This window comes from Silanimonas sp. (assembly GCF_044377035.1).
Lineage (GTDB): Bacteria > Pseudomonadota > Gammaproteobacteria > Xanthomonadales > Xanthomonadaceae > Silanimonas.
In genome coordinates this window covers 1-20168 of sequence record NZ_JBILJW010000025.1, presented here as the reverse complement: position 1 = coordinate 20168, position 20168 = coordinate 1, and the positions used below count along the sequence as shown (strand labels likewise).

Annotated in this window: 16 protein-coding genes and 1 tRNA gene; 4 read left to right on the top strand and 13 right to left on the bottom strand. The window is 67.2% G+C overall.

From position 1 onward, the window contains the following. Nucleotides 1-6: 6 nt before the first annotated feature. The 12 genes from ACIQ6S_RS12695 to ald form a co-directional block, all read right to left on the bottom strand. Complete coding sequence (locus ACIQ6S_RS12695) at nt 7-804, bottom strand: hypothetical protein (RefSeq protein ID WP_397608681.1); 798 nt, start codon at nt 802-804, stop codon at nt 7-9. After that, nucleotides 801-4688: an SdrD B-like domain-containing protein gene (locus ACIQ6S_RS12690; RefSeq protein ID WP_397608680.1), complete on the bottom strand. Its 3888-nt coding sequence runs from the start codon at nt 4686-4688 to the stop codon at nt 801-803. The genes ACIQ6S_RS12695 and ACIQ6S_RS12690 overlap by 4 nt, the downstream gene beginning before the upstream one ends. 99 nt (nt 4689-4787) lie before the next feature. Continuing rightward, complete coding sequence (locus tag ACIQ6S_RS12685) at nt 4788-6119, bottom strand: hypothetical protein (RefSeq protein ID WP_397608679.1); 1332 nt, start codon at nt 6117-6119, stop codon at nt 4788-4790. Nucleotides 6120-6458: 339 nt separating this feature from the next. Continuing rightward, nucleotides 6459-6548 (bottom strand) — tRNA-Ser (locus ACIQ6S_RS12680). A gap of 51 nt (nt 6549-6599) precedes the next feature. Beyond that, a complete protein-coding gene (locus ACIQ6S_RS12675; protein ID WP_397608678.1) occupies nt 6600-7526 on the bottom strand; it encodes a LysR family transcriptional regulator in 927 nt (308 codons plus the stop codon). A gap of 10 nt (nt 7527-7536) precedes the next feature. After that, a complete protein-coding gene (serS, locus tag ACIQ6S_RS12670) occupies nt 7537-8814 on the bottom strand; it encodes a serine--tRNA ligase (RefSeq protein ID WP_397608677.1) in 1278 nt (425 codons plus the stop codon). A gap of 30 nt (nt 8815-8844) precedes the next feature. Further along, nucleotides 8845-9408: a hypothetical protein gene (locus ACIQ6S_RS12665; RefSeq protein WP_397608676.1), complete on the bottom strand. Its 564-nt coding sequence runs from the start codon at nt 9406-9408 to the stop codon at nt 8845-8847. Between the two features lie 89 nt (nt 9409-9497). After that, a complete protein-coding gene (locus tag ACIQ6S_RS12660) occupies nt 9498-9905 on the bottom strand; it encodes a fluoride efflux transporter FluC (RefSeq protein ID WP_397608675.1) in 408 nt (135 codons plus the stop codon). Further along, on the bottom strand, nt 9902-11203 hold the full coding sequence (locus tag ACIQ6S_RS12655; RefSeq protein ID WP_397608674.1) for a replication-associated recombination protein A: 1302 nt from the start codon (nt 11201-11203) through the stop codon (nt 9902-9904). The genes ACIQ6S_RS12660 and ACIQ6S_RS12655 overlap by 4 nt, the downstream gene beginning before the upstream one ends. 20 nt (nt 11204-11223) lie before the next feature. Further along, nucleotides 11224-11889 carry an outer membrane lipoprotein chaperone LolA gene (gene lolA / locus ACIQ6S_RS12650; protein WP_397608673.1) on the bottom strand — a complete coding sequence of 222 codons (666 nt, stop codon included), beginning with the start codon at nt 11887-11889 and terminating at the stop codon, nt 11224-11226. 64 nt (nt 11890-11953) lie between these two features. Next, on the bottom strand, nt 11954-14266 hold the full coding sequence (locus ACIQ6S_RS12645; RefSeq protein ID WP_397608691.1) for a DNA translocase FtsK: 2313 nt from the start codon (nt 14264-14266) through the stop codon (nt 11954-11956). Between the two features lie 55 nt (nt 14267-14321). After that, nucleotides 14322-15389, bottom strand: coding sequence for an alanine dehydrogenase (ald, locus tag ACIQ6S_RS12640; RefSeq protein ID WP_397608672.1), 1068 nt, complete (start codon nt 15387-15389; stop codon nt 14322-14324). Nucleotides 15390-15573: 184 nt separating this feature from the next. Between ald and trxB the strand changes: the two genes are divergently transcribed. The 4 genes from trxB to infA all read left to right on the top strand — a co-directional run bounded on the left by trxB (nt 15574) and on the right by infA (nt 18726). Beyond that, nucleotides 15574-16527: a thioredoxin-disulfide reductase gene (trxB, locus tag ACIQ6S_RS12635; RefSeq protein WP_397608671.1), complete on the top strand. Its 954-nt coding sequence runs from the start codon at nt 15574-15576 to the stop codon at nt 16525-16527. A 17-nt stretch (nt 16528-16544) separates the two neighbouring features. Then, the gene (locus tag ACIQ6S_RS12630) at nt 16545-17669 is read left to right on the top strand and encodes a GNAT family N-acetyltransferase (RefSeq protein WP_397608670.1); all 1125 of its coding nucleotides are present in this window, start codon (nt 16545-16547) and stop codon (nt 17667-17669) included. Then, nucleotides 17660-18391: a leucyl/phenylalanyl-tRNA--protein transferase gene (gene aat / locus ACIQ6S_RS12625; RefSeq protein ID WP_397608690.1), complete on the top strand. Its 732-nt coding sequence runs from the start codon at nt 17660-17662 to the stop codon at nt 18389-18391. The genes ACIQ6S_RS12630 and aat overlap by 10 nt, the downstream gene beginning before the upstream one ends. A 116-nt stretch (nt 18392-18507) precedes the next feature. Continuing rightward, nucleotides 18508-18726 carry a translation initiation factor IF-1 gene (infA, locus tag ACIQ6S_RS12620; RefSeq protein WP_028769496.1) on the top strand — a complete coding sequence of 73 codons (219 nt, stop codon included), beginning with the start codon at nt 18508-18510 and terminating at the stop codon, nt 18724-18726. Nucleotides 18727-18804: 78 nt separating this feature from the next. Here the strand turns inward: infA and ACIQ6S_RS12615 are convergent. Beyond that, nucleotides 18805-20168, bottom strand: a 1364-nt coding sequence (locus ACIQ6S_RS12615) for an AAA family ATPase (RefSeq protein WP_397608669.1), incomplete at its 5' end; no start/stop codon positions are given.

Genomic DNA, 20168 nt, shown 5'->3' with positions numbered 1-20168 from the left:
GCATGGTTAACCCTGTCGCTCGCAGGGGGTCGGGGCCACCCAGTGGCGCCCCTGATGAACGGATTCGAGCTGCGCAGACGCCGCGTGGAGTGCGTCGACGTTGCCGCTGTAGATGAAGACTCGCGCTACGCCCGCACCGCGAAGCACGGACCACCAGCGCTCCGCCGTTGGGCGGTCGCCCACCAAGATTCGCGGCCCAGAGGCTTGGGTGATCTCGCGGATCGCTGAGCCGGTGGGCTGAGCCGGAACACGCAAGGCGTGCTCCAAGGAGTCGTTACCGGCCCATGAGAACAGCGCGGTACCCGGCTCGGAGCGAAGGGCGGCGACCACCGCATCCGCGTCGACCAGCGCTGCTTCGACGATCGCGACCGAAGCCCCCTGCTTCGCCGCAACGGTTGTCGCTCCGCCATCGATGACCGTGGCACGCACGCCCCGGCCTCGAAGCTGCTGACAGTGCGCCAGCAGCTCACCCTGATTCAGGCCGTTACCCACCAGAACCACATCGACGCCCGGAGCACTCCACCCCGGAAGGTCGGCGAGATCCACGACGGTGGCGCCGTCGATCGGCACACGTGATCTGGACCCCGCATCGCGAACGTCCACCAGGAGCGCGGCCGGCGGCGTCTGGGCGCTATTGGTCAGGCACGACACTCGAGCGTCGCGGCCTCGGGCCATCTCTCCTGCCGGATCGGACGCACGGGACGGAGCGTCAGCGAGCCGCTCGCTCAATGAAGCTGCACACGCGGCGTCAGCCGAGTTGCCCAATGCCAAGCAAAGCGCCAAAGGCAGCGCGACGGCCATCATTCGCGGCATGGCGCGGACCCCGGCGTCAACCACATCTGCAGCAAGCTGTTCCCGGGCACCGTGGCCCCGGGATACGTCAGCGTGATTCCGCCTTCGATCCGCTGGGCACCATCGACCGGTCGCGAGTACATGTGCAAGAAAGCCTCCGAAAGCGATCCGCTGCCCGCGGTGGAGACGGCGACGCCATCTCCGCTCAGCGTGATGCCGTTGAGCTTGGTCACACGGGTGCTGACGCGGGCGGTACCCTGGCCCGATTCGGTTCGGACGTAGATCTGGAACGCGTCACCGACCTTCATGGGAAGGTTGGCGCCACCGTCTCCGGTGTACGAGGCTTGGAAAAGCTGGTTCGCGCCATCGAAAACGCGAAGAACAGCAGCGCCATTCGTGGGAATGTCGATCGTCCAGCGATACTCCCGGCCAGACACCCACGTCATATCACCGCGCGCGAACCCACCGGTCGTGCGGCTACGCGCACCGATCACCCACTCCCAAGCCGTTGAACCGGTGCCACCGCCACGCGCTTCAATGCGCTCCGTGGTGCCGAACGGTCGGAAACCGAAACCACCGAAGCTCTGTGGCGTCGGGCCGCATTGGGGCATGGTCTGCTCCAGCGAGCGATCGACGAACGCCAGCGCACGACCAACGTCGATGCGCGTGGGGTCGACACTGGAAGGGGTCAACGCGTTCAGCTGGTCGATCGCCCGGAGCAAAGCGCTGCGCAGCGCCAGCCGGTTGCCGACCACGGGCTCGACATCAGCCTCATTCAGGGCGGCGATCAACGCATCGACATGGACGTGAAGCGTGCTCGACAACGCCGGACGAACCGCAATCGCCTTCTGTCGAGCCATGTCCACAAGCGCGCGATAGCCCAGCGGCGTCACCGCCAGCGTGGCCTCCTCGGACGGCCGCTCGACGCCACCGACCAGCTCCGACGCGCTGAGCAGGAGGCTGTACGCCGCAGCTTGTTCCGGGATCCGAGCCATGAACGATGCATCGAACTGCCCGTTCTCAGGAATCGACTGGTCCCACGTCACGAGATCATTGGACGCGAGTCGCGGAGCAGGCGTCGCATCCGAGAGCTTGCCGCCAACGGGAGCGATGGACGTGATGCGAGTGAAGCGCGCCCCCGGACCGTTGGCGACCTTTGCGGCGATCTGCAGCCAAGCCCCGCCATCTTCCTGCTCATGCGGAAGAGGAACCGCCCGATTGAGCAATTCAGCGAACACGGCCGCATTCACCGGGCCTGCGCCGGCAAACTCGCCAAGTCGGAAGCCGGACGCCCAAGTTGAACCTTTGCCCAGCGCCAGCTGTGACAAAGCCAGCGGACCCGTCCCATTCGGAACGAAATTAGCGACGGACGCGCCGGTGTTGAGTGTCGACAAAGCCAGGGATTCTCCCGGAGCAGCCAAGTCGGGGAGCGTTTGTCCCTCGAGGGGAATAAGGAGGCGAACTTGACGGGACGCCGCGCTCAGCACCCCCGTGTTCCGCGCGGGAAGGACCGACTGCAGGAGCGCGTCTACCGTCTGGAATCGACGATCCACGATCAGCCCGAGCCCGCTGTAGACGCCGGCCTTCAAATCGTTCGCCAATTCGCGATCGATGCTTCCCGCGGTGCCGCTCAGCCAAACGACGTTCCAGCGGCCCGAGTAGAGACCCGACACCGCGCCCTCACGACTGAACACCACGCGATGCGCCACATTGGCGACCGTCAAGGCGGCGATCGATGCGGCATTTTCCTGACGGCAAACCGACTCATTCGACGGAACCGAGCAAGAGGCATACAGCAGCACACGGGGGCGACGACGCTGCTCGAGCGATGGCGTCAGCTGGGGTGCGGTGCTGGTTTCCAGACTGAGCTGCGCGCTGTTGTTACCCGGTACAGCGTCAGCCGTGGCCGCAGAGGCCGTCGCGGACAGCGTCGCCTGACCGGGGGCCGATGCCACAAGGTCCAGTTCCAGCAATGCCGATGCACTCGAGGGAAGGTCGGCGATCGACCACCGCCTCGACGCGGAATCAAAGCTGCCCACCGATGCATCGCCCGCGGCAATGCTCCAACCGTCCGGCAGGTTGATCGCAACTTGGGCACCTGTCGCGGAATCCGGTCCGGCGTTGGCGAGAACCAGACTCACCGGGAGCGCTTCTCCCACACGACCCTCGGTGTTCAGCGCATTGATGACCAACGCCAAGTCGGCCTGGACCACAGGCGCATTGGTGCGCTTGACGAACTGATAGCCGGTCGCCGTTTGGCCACCAACCAGCGTGATCCCCGTGACGACGCCCATGCCGACTTGCCCGCCGGCCGTGCCGGCGATTGCCTGTGCATCGGAATACCCGGCCGAACTTGCGACCGAAGCGCGATAGGTTCCGGGCGCGACTGAGGCGAAAGTGAAGCCGCCACTGTCGGACGTCACCACAGTCACGGTACTGGCCGGGTTGGCCTCGGACGTCAACGCCACCTGCAGCCCGGGGAGTCCGACCTCCCCGGGATCACGGACGCTGTCGCCATCCGCATCGACGTAGACATCACCCGAGAACGTTGCGACGTCCGTGGATGCCGCAATGTTGATCCGATAAGGGCCGCGGCTGGAGGTATCAAAGACGTTGACGAAGTACTGCCAGCGATCCTGGTTGTCTCGCGTGCGCGAGATCCAGGCATTGGCGGCAGGCAGGGTCGAACCGTCTGCGCGCGTGACCGTCGTGATCGACTGCCCCTCCGCTGCGGCATGAAGCACGCGCGCGTGCCACGGCCCCGCGTTCGGCCCGACCTCGAAACGATATCGACCGGGCTCCGCCGGCGTCGTGACTACGCGGGATTCGGTCGACAGATCGTCGACGGGAGAGTCCACGCCGCTCGACTCATAAAGACGGAGGACGTCCCCGTCACGCGCGAGGAAGTCGCGCACCGTGTCACGTCCCGGAAGGTCGGACAGAACGTCCTTGACCAGGAGGTGCGTGTCCACCGACTGGAGCAGCGAAGTGAGGTCACCCCCCAGTTCATCGCTGTGCGAGTAATCGGCCGAAAACTCCACGAAACGACCGGACAAGGTCGTCGACATGAGCCACCGTCCCACCTTGCTCCCACCGGGACCGATGTCACCGAAGTTCGTCAGCAATGTCGGTGAGGACGCCTCATCCTGAACATAGCTGCCTTCGATCTCGAAGCCGACGGCAAGCCCCTGTCTGTTCTCGACAATCTTCGGCTGGGCTGACTCGATGCTCAGGGCCTTGGCCACGCCATAACCGGCATTGCGAACCCGAACCCCAAGGGTAAAGGGCTCTTTCGGCTCAACCTCCGGAGTAAACGGATCGTCCGAATACACTTCGTTGGCGAGGAAGTAATCGAGGCGTAGTTGAGGCTGCGGCCGCACCGTGATTGTCTGCGGCTCGACGTTCGCCTCCCGGCCCTCGGAGCCGAGGCGATAGTTGATTCGCGCGCCCACGCGATATTGCGCGCCCGTCGGCAGCTGACCACCGGCTCCAGCTGCGGGGATGATCAGCCAGCGCACCTCGCCCACCGACTTCGGAGCAACGACGCCCGTGCCATCGATGGCATTGACGCCACTCAGCAAGTCGCGGCGCAGGAAGAAGCGCGCCGAGGTGTTGCTCGGATCGGAGCTGGCGATAACCGGCAGCCCCTCAGGTGTCGTAAAGACGACATTGACCGCGAGGTCTTCGACGCTGATGCCATCAAGCCCGTTATTGATCTTGAGCACAGCTTCGAACGCCTGTCGCTCAAGGCTGACACGCTGTCGAATTTCAAGCCGGACTTCGGCGCAGATCCCACCCGACTGCGCGAGGGCATTCGACGCAAAGACCAAGGCCATCAACCATGCGGCGGCAACAGCCCGCAGGCCGCAACCTCCCTGTCGCAGAAACTCTTGCATCCCAATGCTCCGAACGGCTAGTGCACTAAGCGTCCGCTCCCCACGGTCCGCTTCGCGGGCCGCATTGAAGCACGAGGCTCATTTCAGAAAATCAGCAACTCACAAATTCGAAGGCGTCACTCCGCCATATGCGGACGCCAATGCACGACGATCGGCGCGGGTCGCCAGCAGGCCGAGCGCGTCTTGGACGGGTCTGGGGTCGACGCCAGCGCTTTGCACAGGTCCTCGGCCCGCTGACGCGTAGGCCTCCAACTTCAACAGCACACCCACGCCGAGCCGCGGATCCGGAAGACCCAGGTTGCCGCCGAAAAACTCAGCGACGCCTTCCAACCGTCTCGATGCGCAGTCGATCTGACCCGTCAGCTGGCGAAAGCAATCCGCCACCAAGGCATCCACCACAATCGCCGCTGCTTCCCAGTCACGCCGCCCCGCCATGCGCGACGGATCGACCAGAAGCAGCGCGTCGCCAACTTGAGGTGCTTTGCTGGGCACGAACAAGGCATCAGCGTCGACAAGATCGAGACCTGCCCACGTCGAAACGACCTCAGCACTGCCCTCGTGCCCCGTAGCCGCAACAATCAAGGGATCGAGCCAGCGATCCGGGCGTTGCGCGGCCTCTTCAAGCACGTCGATGGCGCTTCGCGCGCTGGAACCGGCGAACAACGGATCACGCTGCACGAGCACGGAGAGGGGAACCGCCTCGGGCGGCGGGAGCGCCAACGACGCCAGAACCGGCGCGAAGCGCTCGCGGAGCGCAGCCACCTTACCCAGCGCAGGGCCGTCAGGAGCCGAAACAACGCCCTGCGAGTCATCGCGGGAAGGCCCTGCCACGCCCGCTTCGCTCCCACATCGCGTTCCCGACCGCCCATCGGCACTTAGGCGCTCTCGAATGTCTTCGGCACTACCATCCCCGGTGCCTGCATCAGCCTCCGATGCAGCCTTGGAGGAGAGTGCCAGACTGAAATCACAGGCTACAGACGCCCATTCCGCAGCCAAAGCGGGTTCCGCCTGCGCTTGACGCAGGAGGACCTGCTCGCCCACCGAATGCATGCGATCAGCCCACTGGCGAGAAGCAATGCGGGCATCGATCACGTCGCGCGAGGAGACGATGCGCCATACCGCTGCATCAAGTGCTGCCAAGCTGCCCAGACGCTGGAGCGACCCAAGCTCACCGGGACGGGGACGAAGCAGCCCATCGGCAACGGCTTTCAGGTGATTAAGGCGTTGCTGCCCTTCTTTAGGGAGCGCGTCCGCGTGGATCGCATCGAGCGACGCTCGCCATTGCACCGCAGCGTCCCTGACCTTCCCCTTCTCCTCACTCGACGCAAACGGCAACAGCCGTGCTCCGGCACCATCCGAAATGAGCAAAGGCCGAAGTTCGAACTGCAGATTCGCCAGATCTTGCTTGACGAGGCTCTCTAAGGCGTCCAACGCCGCCACAGCTTCCGCTTGCGACTCTGGCGATTGATCTGGACTGCCAGGGTTTCGAGAGCAAGCGCCGAGCAAGAGGCATGAGACGACAACAAAGGGCGCGATCCTGCGCACAGTGGCTCCGGGGGGATGATGCCAAGGGGGGCAGAAAGTATCGACCGGACGAACACGTGAAGTCCAGTTGAAGATCGCACACGTCGGACCTGCCCATCCATGAGGACGTCCGATAGAGCTGCGTGACAAAAGTCCAAACGCGTCGCGAATGGGCGGAGCGCTGCTCCGCCAAGAACGACCGGCCAACGGACAGAAAAGCGTGTCCTTTCAATCACTTAAGCGAGGTGGCGGAGAGAGTGGGATTCGAACCCACGGTGGTGTTACCACCACGGCGGTTTTCAAGACCGCTGCCTTAAACCACTCGGCCATCTCTCCGTGTGCGGGCATTGTAGCCGCGGCCTTCCTGAGCCGCAGCCGCGACCTGCGTTACAGCCTCGCCTCGCCCATCAGGCGCGGGAACTCCTCGACCATATGGTCGATGAAGGCACGAACGGCGGGCAGCTGCCCGCGTCGCGAGGGAAACACGGCGTGGAAGATGCCCTGCTGCAGGCTCCAGGCCGGCATCACGACCTCCAGCCGCCCGGCGCGCACGGCATCGACGCAGGCCGCCTCGGGCATCAGCGCGATGCCGATGCCGGCCATGGCGGCTTCCTGCAGCAGCGGGAAATCGAGCGCCATCAGCCGCGGCTTGATCTCGACCTTGCGGGTCACGCCGTTCGGGCCATGCAGCTCCCAGACCTGGCGCGCATCGTCCTCGCTCATGCTCAGTGTGACGTGCTCGGCCAAGGCTTCCGGGTCGATGGGGCGGCCATGGCGGGCGAGGTAGATCGGGCTCGCCACCAGCAACTCGCGGAACTCGCCGAAGCGACGCATCGCGAGGTCGCCGTCCGTGTCGAGCTTGGTGCGCACGCGCAGGGCAACGTCGAAGCCTTCCTCGATGACATCGACGCGGCGGTTCGCCACGTGCACCTGCAGGCGCACCTTCGGGTGCTTGATCAGGAAACCGGGCACCACGCGCGACAGCAGGCGCTGCGAGAGCGAAACCGGGCAGCTCACGCGCACCACGCCGCGCGGCTCGGCGCTGAGCACCTGCACGGCCTCCTGCGCGGCCTGCGCCTGCGCCAGCATCGACTGCGCGTGTTTGAAGACGTTCTGGCCAACCTCGGTGACCGCGAACTTGCGCGTCGAGCGCTGGATCAGGCGGACGCCGAAATCCTCCTCGAGCTGGGCGATGCGTCGCGACAGCCGCGACTTCGGCACGCCGGAGGCGCGCTCGGCGGCGGCGTAGCCACCATGCTCGACGACGAGGGCGAACAGCTTCAGGTCGTTGAGGTCGAGTTCGCCGCTGCTCATCGTCGGGGGCTCAGATGCGCTCGGCGCCGCCGAGATAGGGGCGCAGGACCTCGGGCACGGTGATGCTGCCGTCGGCGTTCTGGTGGTTCTCCATCACCGCGATCAGCGCGCGACCCACGGCCACGCCGGAGCCGTTGAGGGTGTGCAGCAGCTCGGGCTTGCCGGTGGCGGGATTGCGGAAGCGCGCCTGCATGCGGCGCGCCTGGAAATCGCCGCAGTTCGAGCAGGAGCTGATCTCGCGGTAGGTGTTCTGGCTCGGCAGCCAGACCTCGAGGTCGTAGGTCTTGGTGGCCGAAAAGCCCATGTCGCCCGTGCACAGCAGCATGCGACGGTACGGCAGGCCAAGCTTCTCCAGCACCACTTCGGCGTTGCGGGTCATGCGCTCGTGCTCGTCGGCGCTCTGCTCGGGCGTGGCGAGGGTGACGAGTTCGACCTTCTCGAACTGGTGCTGGCGGATCATGCCGCGCATGTCGCGGCCACCGCTACCGGCTTCGGCGCGGAAGCACATCGAGTGGGCGGTGAGGCGCATCGGCAGCTGCGCCGCGTCGACGATCTCGTCGCGGACGAGGTTGGTCAGCGAGACTTCCGACGTCGGGATCAGGTAGCGCTTGCCCTCGCCCACCGTGGTCGAGAACAGGTCCTCCTCGAACTTCGGCAGCTGGCCCGTGCCGCGCATGCTGTCGGCGTTGACGATCAGCGGCACGTTCACTTCGAGACAGCCGTGCTCGCGGGTGTGCAGGTCGAGCATGAACTGCGCCAATGCGCGATGCAGGCGGGCGACGCCACCGCGCAGGACAGTGAAGCGCGAACCGCTGAGCTTGGCTCCGGCCTCGCCGTCGAGCATGCCGTCGCGGGCGCCGAGCTCGACGTGGTCCTTGACCGCGAAATCGAACGAGCGCGGCGTACCCCAGCGGTGCTGCTCGACGTTGCCGCCCTCGTCGGAACCGAAGGGCACGGACGTGTCCGGCAGGTTCGGGATACCGGCGGCGATCGCGTCGATCTCGGCCTTGATCGCCTCGAGGCGCGCTTCGGAAGCCTTGAGCTCGTCGCCGATGGCCGCGACTTCGGCCATCAGCGGCGCGACATCCTCCCCCTTGGCCTTGGCCATGCCGATGGCCTTGCTGCGGGTGTTGCGCAGGTTCTGCAGCTCCTGCGTGCGCACCTGGATCTGCTTGCGCTCGGCTTCGATCGACTGCAAGGCCACGACGTCGATGGCGAAGCCGCGCGTGGTCTTCAGGCGCTCGGCGGTGGTGGCCAGCTCGGCGCGCAGCAGGGTCGGGTCAAGCATCGAGGGGGTCTCGCGGGAACAGGAGGCGGATTATCGCTTGCGCCCCAGCCACCATGCCATCGCGGCGCCCGCCAGGGCCCATCCCAGCGCGTGTTTCGCGAGGTTGCCGAGCACGAAATCCAGCGGGAACAGGTACCAGTTCCAGAACGGGACCAGCAGCGCCACCGTGGCGAAAACCCCAAGGGCGCCGGCCACCGCCACCCGCTGCCCGAAGCCGCCGGTCAGCAACGACAGCAGCCAGGCCGCCAGCAGGGCCGCCAGGGTGTCGGTCGCCCACTGCTTGCCGAGATTGGGGCCCATGTCGGCCAGTCCGGGGTTCCCGCCGGGCTGGTAGACGATGAAGGCATAGCCGGAACCAACATGCTCCTTGGCGAACGCGGCCGCCGCCTCGGCATCACCCATCTGCGCCTCCGGCAAACTGGGCAGCACGTGGATGCCAGGCGTGGCGAGGTCGGCCTGGATCACCGCCAGGGTCGCCTTCGGCGACTGGCCGTAATGCATGCCCCGGTCGCCGAGGCCAAGCGACATGTGGGCGATCGCGCCCCACAGGAAGAAGACGAGGCCGCCGATCAGGCCAGCAATGACGATGCGCATGGTTCACCCCTCCCCGGGTGCCGGGCCGAGCGGCCCGCCGTCGATGCTGCGCGGCGCTGAAGCGAACGGCAAGCGCGAGACGCGCTGGATCAACCCAACGTCGAGGGCAGCGGGCCGCGAAGGGCTTCGCCCGCACGCAGACCCAGCCACACGAGCGCGAGGCCGCCGACGAGCGTCAGCGCCAGATATCCGAGCGCGCGCTCCGGATGGCCGCCGCGACTGAAGGCCATCAGTTCCAGCATCAGGGCCGAATAGGTGGTCAGGCCGCCCATCACGCCGACGATCAGCAGGGCACGCAGGGCATCGCCGAGCGAGCCGCGCTGCGCCAGCACCGCGAACAGCAGGCCGGCCAGGAAACTGCCGCCGAGATTCGCGGCCAGCGTGCCCCAGGGCAGGCCCTCGCCGAACTTCTGCAGCAGCGAGGCGCCAAGCCAGTAGCGCAGTCCGGCGCCCAGCGCGCCTCCGAGCATCGCCAAGGCGAGGTGCGTGGGATTCATGTGCCCTGCCCGCCTCGGGACGTCGAACCGGTGCGCCTTTCGGCGCGAGCCGCGCGGCGCGCTTCGCGCAGGGCGTCGAGCTTTTCCTTCAGTTTGATCTCCATCCCGCGCGCGACGGGCTGGTAGTACACGCGGCCGTCGAGGGCGTCAGGCAGGCAGACCTGGCCGAGGGCCACGCCACCGTCGACATCGGGGTCGTACTGGTAGCCCTGGCCGTAGCCGAGGCCCTTCATCAATGCCGTCGGCGCGTTGCGCAGATGCATCGGCACCTCCAGCGTGCCGTGCTTCGCCACGTCGGCCTTGGCGGCCTTCCACGCGACGTAGCCGGCGTTGCTCTTGGCGCAGCTCGCGAGGTAGAGCGTGAGTTGTGCCAGCGCCAGTTCGCCTTCCGGCGCACCGAGACGGTCGAAGGTTTCCCACGCGGCGATGGCCATGTCGAGCGCGCGCGGATCGGCGAGGCCAATGTCCTCGACGGCCATGCGCGTGAGCCGGCGGGCGAGATAGGCCGGGTCGCAGCCGCCATCGAGCATCCGCGCCAGCCAGTAGATGGCCGCGTCCGGGTCGGAGCTGCGCACCGATTTGTGCAGGGCGGAGATCTGGTCGTAGAACTGCTCGCCCTGCTTATCGAATCGGCGCGTGCGGTCGGCCAGCACCTGCGCCAGCGTGGCCGCATCGATGCGCCCGCCCTCGGCGATCTCCGCGGCGATCTCCAGCAGCGTGAGCGCGCGGCGCACGTCGCCGTCGGCCGCCTGGGCGATGGTGGTGAGGGTGTCGTCGTCCACGCCGAGGCCGAGGGCGCCAAGGCCACGCACCGGGTCGAGCAGCGCGCGGCGCAGCGCCTCGGCGATATCCGCGGCGGATACCGCTTCGAGCACGTGCACGCGGCAGCGCGAGAGCAGCGCGGAGTTCAGTTCGAAACTCGGGTTCTCGGTCGTCGCACCGACGAAGACGATGTGCCCGGCCTCGATGTGCGGCAGAAAGGCATCCTGCTGCGTCTTGTTGAAGCGGTGTACCTCATCGACGAACAGCACCGTCCGCTCGCCGTGGGCGAAGGCTTCCGCAGCCTCCGCCAGCACCTTGCGCACCTCGGGCAAGCCGCTCATCACCGCCGAGATCGCATGGAAACGCGCGCTGCTCTGCGCGGCCACAAGGCGAGCGAGCGTGGTCTTGCCGCAGCCCGGCGGCCCCCAGAGGATCATTGAATGCACGCGCCCGGCATCGAGCGCGCGACGCAGGGCGGCTTTCGGGTCCATCAACCGGCGCTGCCCGACGACCTCGTCGAGGTCGCGCGGGCGCATGCGTTCGGCGAGCGGAGCGCTCACTCCTGCAGCGGGCGCACTTCGGCGCTGTCGCGCGTCTCGCCGACGACGTCCACGCCCTCGGGTGGGGTGAAACGGAACAGGTCGGCCGGCAGCGCGCCGTTGCGCTTCCACTGACTGAAGCTCACCTCGGTACGCTGGCCGAGCTGGTCCTCGAACACCATCCTCGCAAGGCCGCTGGCGTTGAAGCCGAGCTTCGCCGCCTGCACGGCCGAATCCTCGGGCTTGCGCGCCTTCAGATCGACCCAGGTGAGGCCGTCGGCCTGCCCGCCCTCGCCCACGACGAACTGGCGATCGAGTTCGCCGGGATCGATCAGCGCGGCCAGCGGGCTGGATTGCTCTTCGTAGCTCTGCACACGCACCGTCACCTGTTCAAGGTCGGGGTCGTACAGCCAAAGGTGGTCGCCATCCGCGACGATCAGCTGCGGATACGGCTGCTGGTACTCCCAGCGGAACTGGCGCGGCGCCTTCAGCGAGATCCGTCCCTCACTGCGGTCGGTGGCCGTGCCGTTGGCATCGAACACCTGCTGCGCGAAACGACCGTCGAGGCTGCGCAGGTCGGTGGAGAACCGGGTGATCGCCTCACGACCGGCGCTTGCCGAAGCTAGCGCGGGCGCGAGCATCAGGGCGGCGATAGCAGTGCGGAACAGGGTCGAAGTCGTCATCGGGAGGCGGATCGGGCCGGAAAGGACGCCGGGAAGTGTCCGGCGTCGCGACTGAACGGAGGCGTCACCGCGGCGGCGGCGGCGCGATCACCATGCGGTCGCCGTTGTGCTCGGCCGGCGAGACGATGCCGGCGTGCTCCATGGCTTCGACGAGGCGCGCGGCGCGGTTGTAGCCGATCTTCAGGCGACGCTGCACCGACGAAATCGAGGCCTTGCGGCTCTCGGTGACGAAGGCGACGGCCTGGTCGTAGAGCGGATCGTTCTCGCTGTCGTCGCTGCTGGCCGCTTCCGGCAGGCCGCTGGCGCCGACCACCGTGCCGTCGCCGAGCGTCTGCACCTCGGCCAGCACGCCCTCGACGTAATCCGCGCCACCGCCGTGCTGCTTCAGGAACTCGACGACGCGATGCACTTCCTCATCAGAGACGAAGGCGCCATGCACGCGTTCCGGCAACGCCGTGCCCGGCGGCAGGTAGAGCATGTCGCCGTGGCCCAGAAGGGTCTCCGCTCCGGACTGGTCGAGAATCGTGCGCGAGTCGATCTTCGAGCTGACCTGGAATGCGATGCGGGTCGGGATGTTGGCCTTGATCAGGCCGGTGATGACGTCGACCGACGGGCGCTGGGTAGCGAGGATCAGGTGGATGCCGGCGGCGCGGGCCTTCTGCGCCAAGCGGGCGATCAGTTCCTCCACCTTCTTGCCGACGATCATCATCATGTCGGCGAATTCGTCGATGAACACGACGATGTAGGGCAGTTCCTCCAGCGGACGAGGCTGTTCGCCGAGCTCGGGGTTCGGCTTGAACAGCGGGTCCATCAGCGGCTGGCCGGCGTCGCGGGCATCCTTCACCTTGCGGTTGAAGCCCGCCAGATTGCGCACGCCGACGGCGCTCATCAGCTTGTAGCGGCGCTCCATCTCGGCCACGCACCAGCGCAGGCCGTTCGCCGCTTCCTTCATGTCGGTGACGACCGGCGCGAGCAGGTGCGGGATGCCCTGGTAGACCGAGAGCTCCAGCATCTTCGGGTCGATCATCAGCATCCGCACGTCCTTGGCGGAGGCCTTGTAGAGCAGCGACAGCACCATCGCGTTCACGGCCACCGACTTGCCCGAGCCGGTCGTGCCGGCGACGAGCAGGTGCGGCATGCGCGCGAGGTCGGCCACGGTGGGGCGGCCGGCGATGTCCTTGCCGAGGGCCAGTGTCAGCGGGCTCGGGGATTTGTCGTATTCCTTCGAGCGCAGCATCTCCGAGAGGAAGATCATTTCGCGCTTGGTGTTCGGGATTTCGAGGCCGACCACCGACTTGCCGGGGATGACGTCGACCACGCGCACCGACTTCACCGAGAGGCCGCGGGCGATGTCCTTGTCGAGCGAGTTGATCTGGCTGCCCTTCACGCCGGGTGCCGGCTCCATCTCGAAGCGGGTGATGACCGGGCCCGGATAGGCGCCGACCACCTGCACGTCGATGCGGAAGTCCTTGAGCTTGAACTCGATCTGCCGCGAAAGGGTTTCCAGCGTTTCCTCGCTGTAGCCGCGCTCCTGCACCTTGGGCTCGTCGAGGAGCGACAGCGGCGGCAGTCCGCCTTCGGGCACGGCGTTGAACAGCGGGATCTGCTGCTCACGTTTCGCGCGGTCGCTCTTCTCCACGACGGCCGGGGCCGGGGCTTCGATGTGCACCGGCTCGCGCTTGGCGCGCTTCTGCGTCTCGACCTTGCGGACTTCCTCGCGCTCTTCGCGGAGCACGCGGGTGCGCTGCCATTCCGCGGCCTGCTCGCGGCCCGCCTTGGCCCGCTCGAACAGCCCGAGGATCCGGGCGCCGATCCATTCCATCACCGCGAACCAGGACAGGCCCGTGGCCAGCGTGATCGACACCAGCACCAGTGCGAGCAGCAGCAGGTGGCCGCCGGCCAACCCGAAGACGACAGTGACGGAACGTCCGACCAGCTCGCCGAGCACGCCCCCCGAGGAGGTGGTCGGCAAGGCCGACGACGCGCCGAACCAGAGCTGCATGAGGCCAGTGCCGGCCACCAGCACGCCGACGATGCCCACGAGGCGCAGGGCCGGGCCGAGATCGACCTGGCCGTCGCCGTCGTTGTCCATCCCGAAGAGGGCCACCCAGGTGACGCCGCCAAGGATCAGGGGCAGGGTGTAGGCCATCCAGCCGAACAAGCCAAAGGCGAAGTCGGCGATGTGGGCGCCTGCGGGGCCGCCGAAATTCTGGATGTCGCCGGTCACGCTGCCGGTCCGCGACCAGCCCGGATCCGCCGCGGAGTAGCTGACTAGGCTGGCGAACAGGTAAAGCAGGGCCGGCGCGGCGACCACCAGCGCCACTTCGCGCCACAGCTTCTGTTTACGGTCCAGTGCCCTGCCCTCCACGCCCTGCATCAGCACGCATCCACTCCCTGCGGGAACTTGCCGCAGGGAGTGTAGCGCGAGGGGCTCAGACCGCCATGTCCTTCAGGGCCGGGTGCACGATCTGGCCGCCCTCGACGTTGATGCCGCGGACGAGCGCGGTGTTGTCGCGCCAGCTGCCGGAGGCCAGCTTCTGCACCCACGGCAGGATCGCCGCGCAGATGGCCTGCGAGGAGGTCTGCGGCACGGCGCCCGGCATGTTGGTCACGGCGAAGTGGATCACGCCTTCCTCGACGTAGGTCGGCTCCTTCCACGTGGTCGGGCGGGTGGTCTCGAAGCAGCCGCCCTGGTCGACCGAGATGTCGACCAGCACGCTGCCCTTCTGCATGCCCTTGATCATCTCGCGGGAAACGACGTGCGGGGCCTTGGCGCCGGTGACCAGCACGGCACCGATGACGAGGTCGGCGTCGCGCAGTTCGCGGGCGACGGCGTCTTCGTACGGGTACAGCGCGGTGACGTTCGGGCCGAGCGCCATCATCTGCGCCATGCGGTCCTGGCGCTTCTCGAACACCACCACGTTCGCACCGCTCGATGCGGCCAGCGCGGCCGAGTTGCCACCAGCGGCGCCGGCGCCGAGCACCACGACCTTGCCGCGCTCGGTGGACGGCAGGCCGCCCAGCAGCTTGCCCTTGCCACCCATCGGCTGGTGCAAGTAGTGCGCGCCGACCTGCACCGCGATGCGGCCGGCGACGATGGACATCGGGGTCAGCAGCGGCAGGTCGCCGTTGTCGAGCTCCACCGTCTCGAACGCGACGCCGGTCAGGCCGATGTCGAGCAGCTTGCGCGTCAGCACCGGTTCGGCCGCGAGATGCAGGTAGCAGAACAGCAGATGGTCCTTGCGCAGGTGCTTGAGGTCGCCGTCGATCGGCTCCTTCACCTTCACCACCAGTTCGGCCTTTTCGTAGAGCGCGGCCGCGTCGGCGGCGATCTTGACGCCGAGCGCGGTGTACTCGTCGTCGCTGAAACCGCTCTTGATGCCCGCGTCCTTCTCGATCCACACCTCATGGCCACGGCGCACGAGGTCGGCGCAAGCGGCGGGCACGAGGGCCACGCGGCCTTCGAGGGTCTTGGTTTCGCGGGGGATACCGATACGCATGGTGCTGGGCTCCAGGGGGCGGCGCGGGACGCGCACATTGAACGAATGAAGCCGCCGTGAGGCGGCTTGGAAGCAACGTCGATGCAACCTTGATTTGAAGGGCCTCGGCCCCCAAGCTTTGCAGCCCGCATGCCGCGCCTTTGTTGCGCCGCACACCGCCACGAAGCCGCGAAAGTATAACGACATGACCGCCACCAAGCATTCCCGCCTCCTCATCCTCGGCTCCGGCCCCGCCGGCTACACGGCTGCCGTGTACGCCGCGCGCGCCAACCTGAAGCCGGTGCTGGTGACGGGCCTGCAGCAGGGCGGCCAGCTGATGACGACGACGGAAGTCGACAACTGGCCGGGCGACGCGCACGGCCTGATGGGCCCGGACCTGATGGCGCGCATGCAGGCGCACGCCGAGCGCTTCGAGACTGAAATCGTTTTCGACCACATCCATACGGCGGAGTTGGGTTCCCGTCCGTTCCGCCTGAAGGGCGACAGCGGCGAGTACACCTGCGATGCGCTGATCATCGCCACCGGCGCCAGCGCCAAGTACCTGGGCATCCCGTCGGAAGAAGCCTTCAAGGGCCGCGGTGTCTCGGCCTGCGCCACCTGCGACGGCTTCTTCTTCCGCGGCCAGGACGTCGCGGTGATCGGCGGCGGCAATACGGCCGTCGAAGAGGCGCTGTACCTCTCCAACATCGCCAACAAGGTCTACCTCGTGCACCGCCGCGACACGCTGCGCGCCGAGAAGATCCTGCAGGACAAGCTGTTCGCGAAGGCCGCGGCCGGCAAGATCGAACTGGTGTGGAACTACGCGGTCGACGAGGTGCTGGGCGACGACAGCGGCGTCACCGGCGCCCGCCTGCGCTCGATCAAGGACGACAGCACGCGCGAAATCGCCGTCACCGGCTTCTTCGTCGCCATCGGCCACAGCCCGAATACCTCGCTGTTCGACGGCCAGCTCGACATGCGCGACGGCTACATCAAGGTGAAGTCGGGCCTCGACGGCGGCGCCACCGGCACCAGCATCCCGGGCGTGTTCGCCGCTGGCGACGTGGCCGACCACGTCTACCGCCAGGCCATCACTTCGGCCGGCTCGGGCTGCATGGCGGCGCTCGACGCCGACAAGTTCCTCGACAAGCACGAGTAAGCGCTGCGCGGCCGGCGATGCCCGAGCTCCGCCTCCATCGCCGGATGCACGAGATTCCTGCGGTCACGTGGGACGCGCTGAACCGGGGCAGCCATCCGTTCACCGCGCATGCCTTCCTGGCCGGGCTCGAAGCGCACGGCTGCCTCGACCCCGAATACGGCTGGACGCCACTGCACGCCTCACTGTGGGAGGGTGATGCCCTGCTCGCCGTCGCGCCGGCCTATGCGAAGGGCAACTCGCACGGCGAGTTCGTGTTCGACCACGCTTGGGCGAACGCCTACGCGCAGTACGGCCTCGACTACTACCCGAAGTGGCTGGTCGGCGTGCCTTACTCCCCTGTCACCGGGCCGCGCCTGCTGTCGGTTGACGATGGTTCGAAGCGGACGCTGTTGGAGGCCATGCGCGCAGCGGCACCGGCGCTCGGCATGCATTCGGTGCATGCGAACTTCCTCGACACCGACGATCTCGATGCGTTCGATGGCACGTGGCTGGCCCGCGAGGACCTGCAGTTCCACTGGTCGCGCGATCCGTCGTGGCGCACGTTCGATGACTTCCTCGGCGCGCTGGACCACAAGCGCCGCAAGAACCTGAAGGCCGACCGGCGCCGGGTGGCCGAGGCTGGCGTCGGTCTTCGCGTTCTGGACGGCACGGCCGCGCGCGGCGAGCCGATGGCCGCGATGCACCGCTTCTACGTCCAGACCTTCGCCGAGAAGTGGAACCACGCGGCGATGACGGAGGCCTTCTTCCAGCACCTGTGCGAGACCCTGCCCGCGGCCGTCGTCCTGATCCTCGCCGAACGCGACGATGAGGCGATCGCCGGCGCGCTATGCCTGCGCTCGAACGACACCCTCTACGGCCGCTACTGGGGCGCGATGGCGGACGTGCCGGGGCTGCATTTCGAGGCCTGCTACCACCAGGGCATCGCGTACTGCATCGAGCACGGCCTCGACCGTTTCGAACCCGGCGCGCAGGGCGAACACAAGCTGGCGCGCGGCTTCCTGCCGACCACCACGCACAGCCGTCATTGGCTGGCCGAACCGCGCTTCCAGCAAGCACTCACACGTTGGTGCGCGGCCGAGCGCGAGGCCACGCGGCGTTATCGCGATTCGCTGGCGGCGCATTCGCCCTTCCGATCGCCATGAGCCGCCCGCTGCTGCTGGGGCCCGATCCCGCTTCACCCTTCCCGCCCGCCGAGCTAGCGCTGGACGAACCCGATGGCCTGGTGTGCATCGGCGGCGATCTGTCGCCCGTGCGTCTCGTGAATGCCTACGCCGCAGGGATGTTCCCCTGGTTCAGCGAGGGCCAGCCGATCCTCTGGTGGTCGCCGTCGGAGCGGCTGGTATTCCGCAGCGATGGCGTCAGGCTTTCAACGCGTTTCCGCCGCGACCTGCGGCGCAGCCCGTGGGAAGTCCGCTTCGACACGGCCTTCGATCGCGTGATCGCCGCCTGCGCCACCGCGCCCCGGCCCGGCCAGGACGGCACCTGGATCACCCCGGCGATGCAGCGCGCCTACGGCCAGCTGCACCGGCTCGGGCATGCGCACAGCGTCGAGGTCTGGGACGGCGAGCGGCTCGTCGGGGGCCTTTATGGAGTGGCAGTCGGCACCGGCTTCCACGCCGAGAGCATGGTCAGTCTCGAGAGCGGCGGCTCGAAAGTGGCGCTGGCGGCCCTCGGGCGACGACTCGACGAACTGGGCTGGCCGCTGTTCGACGCCCAGATCGAAAACCCGCACCTGCGCTTCATGGGTGGGGAGGTCTGGCCCCGGGCGCGGTTCCTCTCGAGCTTCCTCGCCCGCACCGCCTCGGGCGCGCCGAGCCCCGACTGGGCGGGCACGCCCTACCCCGCCCGCCAGCTGGTGGACTGAACCCCGCCCGACCCGCTTAACCGGATTTTTGCAAGCGCCGGCCCGGCGTGGCACACTCCGCGCCTTCGATTCACCCCCTTTCCCGCCCCAGACCGCCAAGGCCAGAAGCCCGCTGCATGTCAAAAGACGATTCCATCGAGTTCGAAGGCACCGTGACCGAAACGCTGCCGAACACCATGTTCCGCGTGAAGCTCGAAAACGGCCACGTCATCACGGCTCACATCTCGGGCCGCATGCGCAAGAACTACATCCGGATCCTGACGGGTGACAAGGTCAAGGTTGAAATGACGCCTTACGACCTCACCAAGGGCCGCATCACCTACCGCATGAAGTAAGCGCCGCGCGCGCTCCATGCCAAGAAAAACGGCAGCCTCGGCTGCCGTTTTTCGTTTCCGGGCCCAGAACGCCGAGCCTCACTCCACGGTGGCGGGGAGCAACTTCTCCGGCTCGGCGAAGGCCTCGACGGTGAGCTGGCCGTCGCGGACGCCCACCTCGACCTTGCCGCCGTTCACCAACTTGCCGAACAGCAGCTCGTCGGCCAGGGGGCGCTTGATCTTGTCCTGCAGCAGGCGCGCCATCGGGCGCGCGCCCATCTGCGGGTCGAAGCCGTGCTCGGCCAGCCACTGCCGCGCTTCCGGCGTCGCCGACATGGCCACGTGCTTCTCCTGCAGCTGCGCCTCGAGCTCGATCAGGAACTTGTCCACCACGCGCAGGATGTGCTCGAAACCGAGCGCGCCGAACTGCACCACGGCGTCGAGGCGGTTGCGGAACTCCGGCGTGAACGCCTTGCGGATCACTTCCATCGCGTCGGTGCTGTGGTTCTGCTCGACAAAGCCGATCGTCCGGCGTGCCGCCTGCGCGGCACCAGCATTCGTCGTCATCACGATGATGACGTTGCGGAAGTTCGCCTCGCGCCCGTTGGTGTCCGTCAGGATGCCGCGGTCCATGACCTGCAGCAGGATGTTGAACACGTCCGGATGCGCCTTCTCGATCTCGTCGAGCAGCAGCACGCAGTGCGGCGTCTTGACGATCTTCTCGGTGAGCAGGCCGCCCTGGTCGAAGCCGACGTAGCCCGGGGGCGCGCCGATCAGGCGGCTCACGGAGTGCGGCTCCATGTACTCCGACATATCGAAGCGCACCAGTTCGATGCCGAGCTGCATGGCCAGCTGGCGGGTGACCTCGGTCTTGCCGACGCCGGTCGGGCCGGCGAACAGGAAGTTGCCGATCGGCTTGTCGGGATTGCCGAGGCCGGAGCGCGCGAGTTTGATCGACGACACCAGCGATTCGATCGACGAGTCCTGGCCGAAGATCACCATCTTCAGGTTGCGCTCGAGGTTCTTCAGCACGTCCTTGTCCGAGGCGCTGACCTGCTTCGGCGGGATGCGCGCCATCTTGGCGACGATGAGTTCGACCTCCTCGACGTCGATCAGACGCTTGCGCTTGTCCTCGCTCATCAGGCGCTGGCGGGCACCGGCCTCGTCGATCACGTCGATGGCCTTGTCCGGCAGCAGGCGGTCGCCGATGTGCTTCACCGACAGGTCCACGGCCGCCTGCAGCGCATCCGCGCTGTAGGTCACGTCGTGGTGCAGTTCGAACTTGCCCTTCAGGCCGTTGAGGATGGCCACCGCCTCGGCGACCGTCGGCTCGACGACATCGATCTTCTGGAAACGGCGGGCCAGCGCGCGGTCCTTCTCGAAGACCCCGCGGTACTCCTGGAAGGTCGTCGAGCCGATGCAGCGCAGCTCGCCGGTCTGCAGGGCCGGCTTGATGAGGTTCG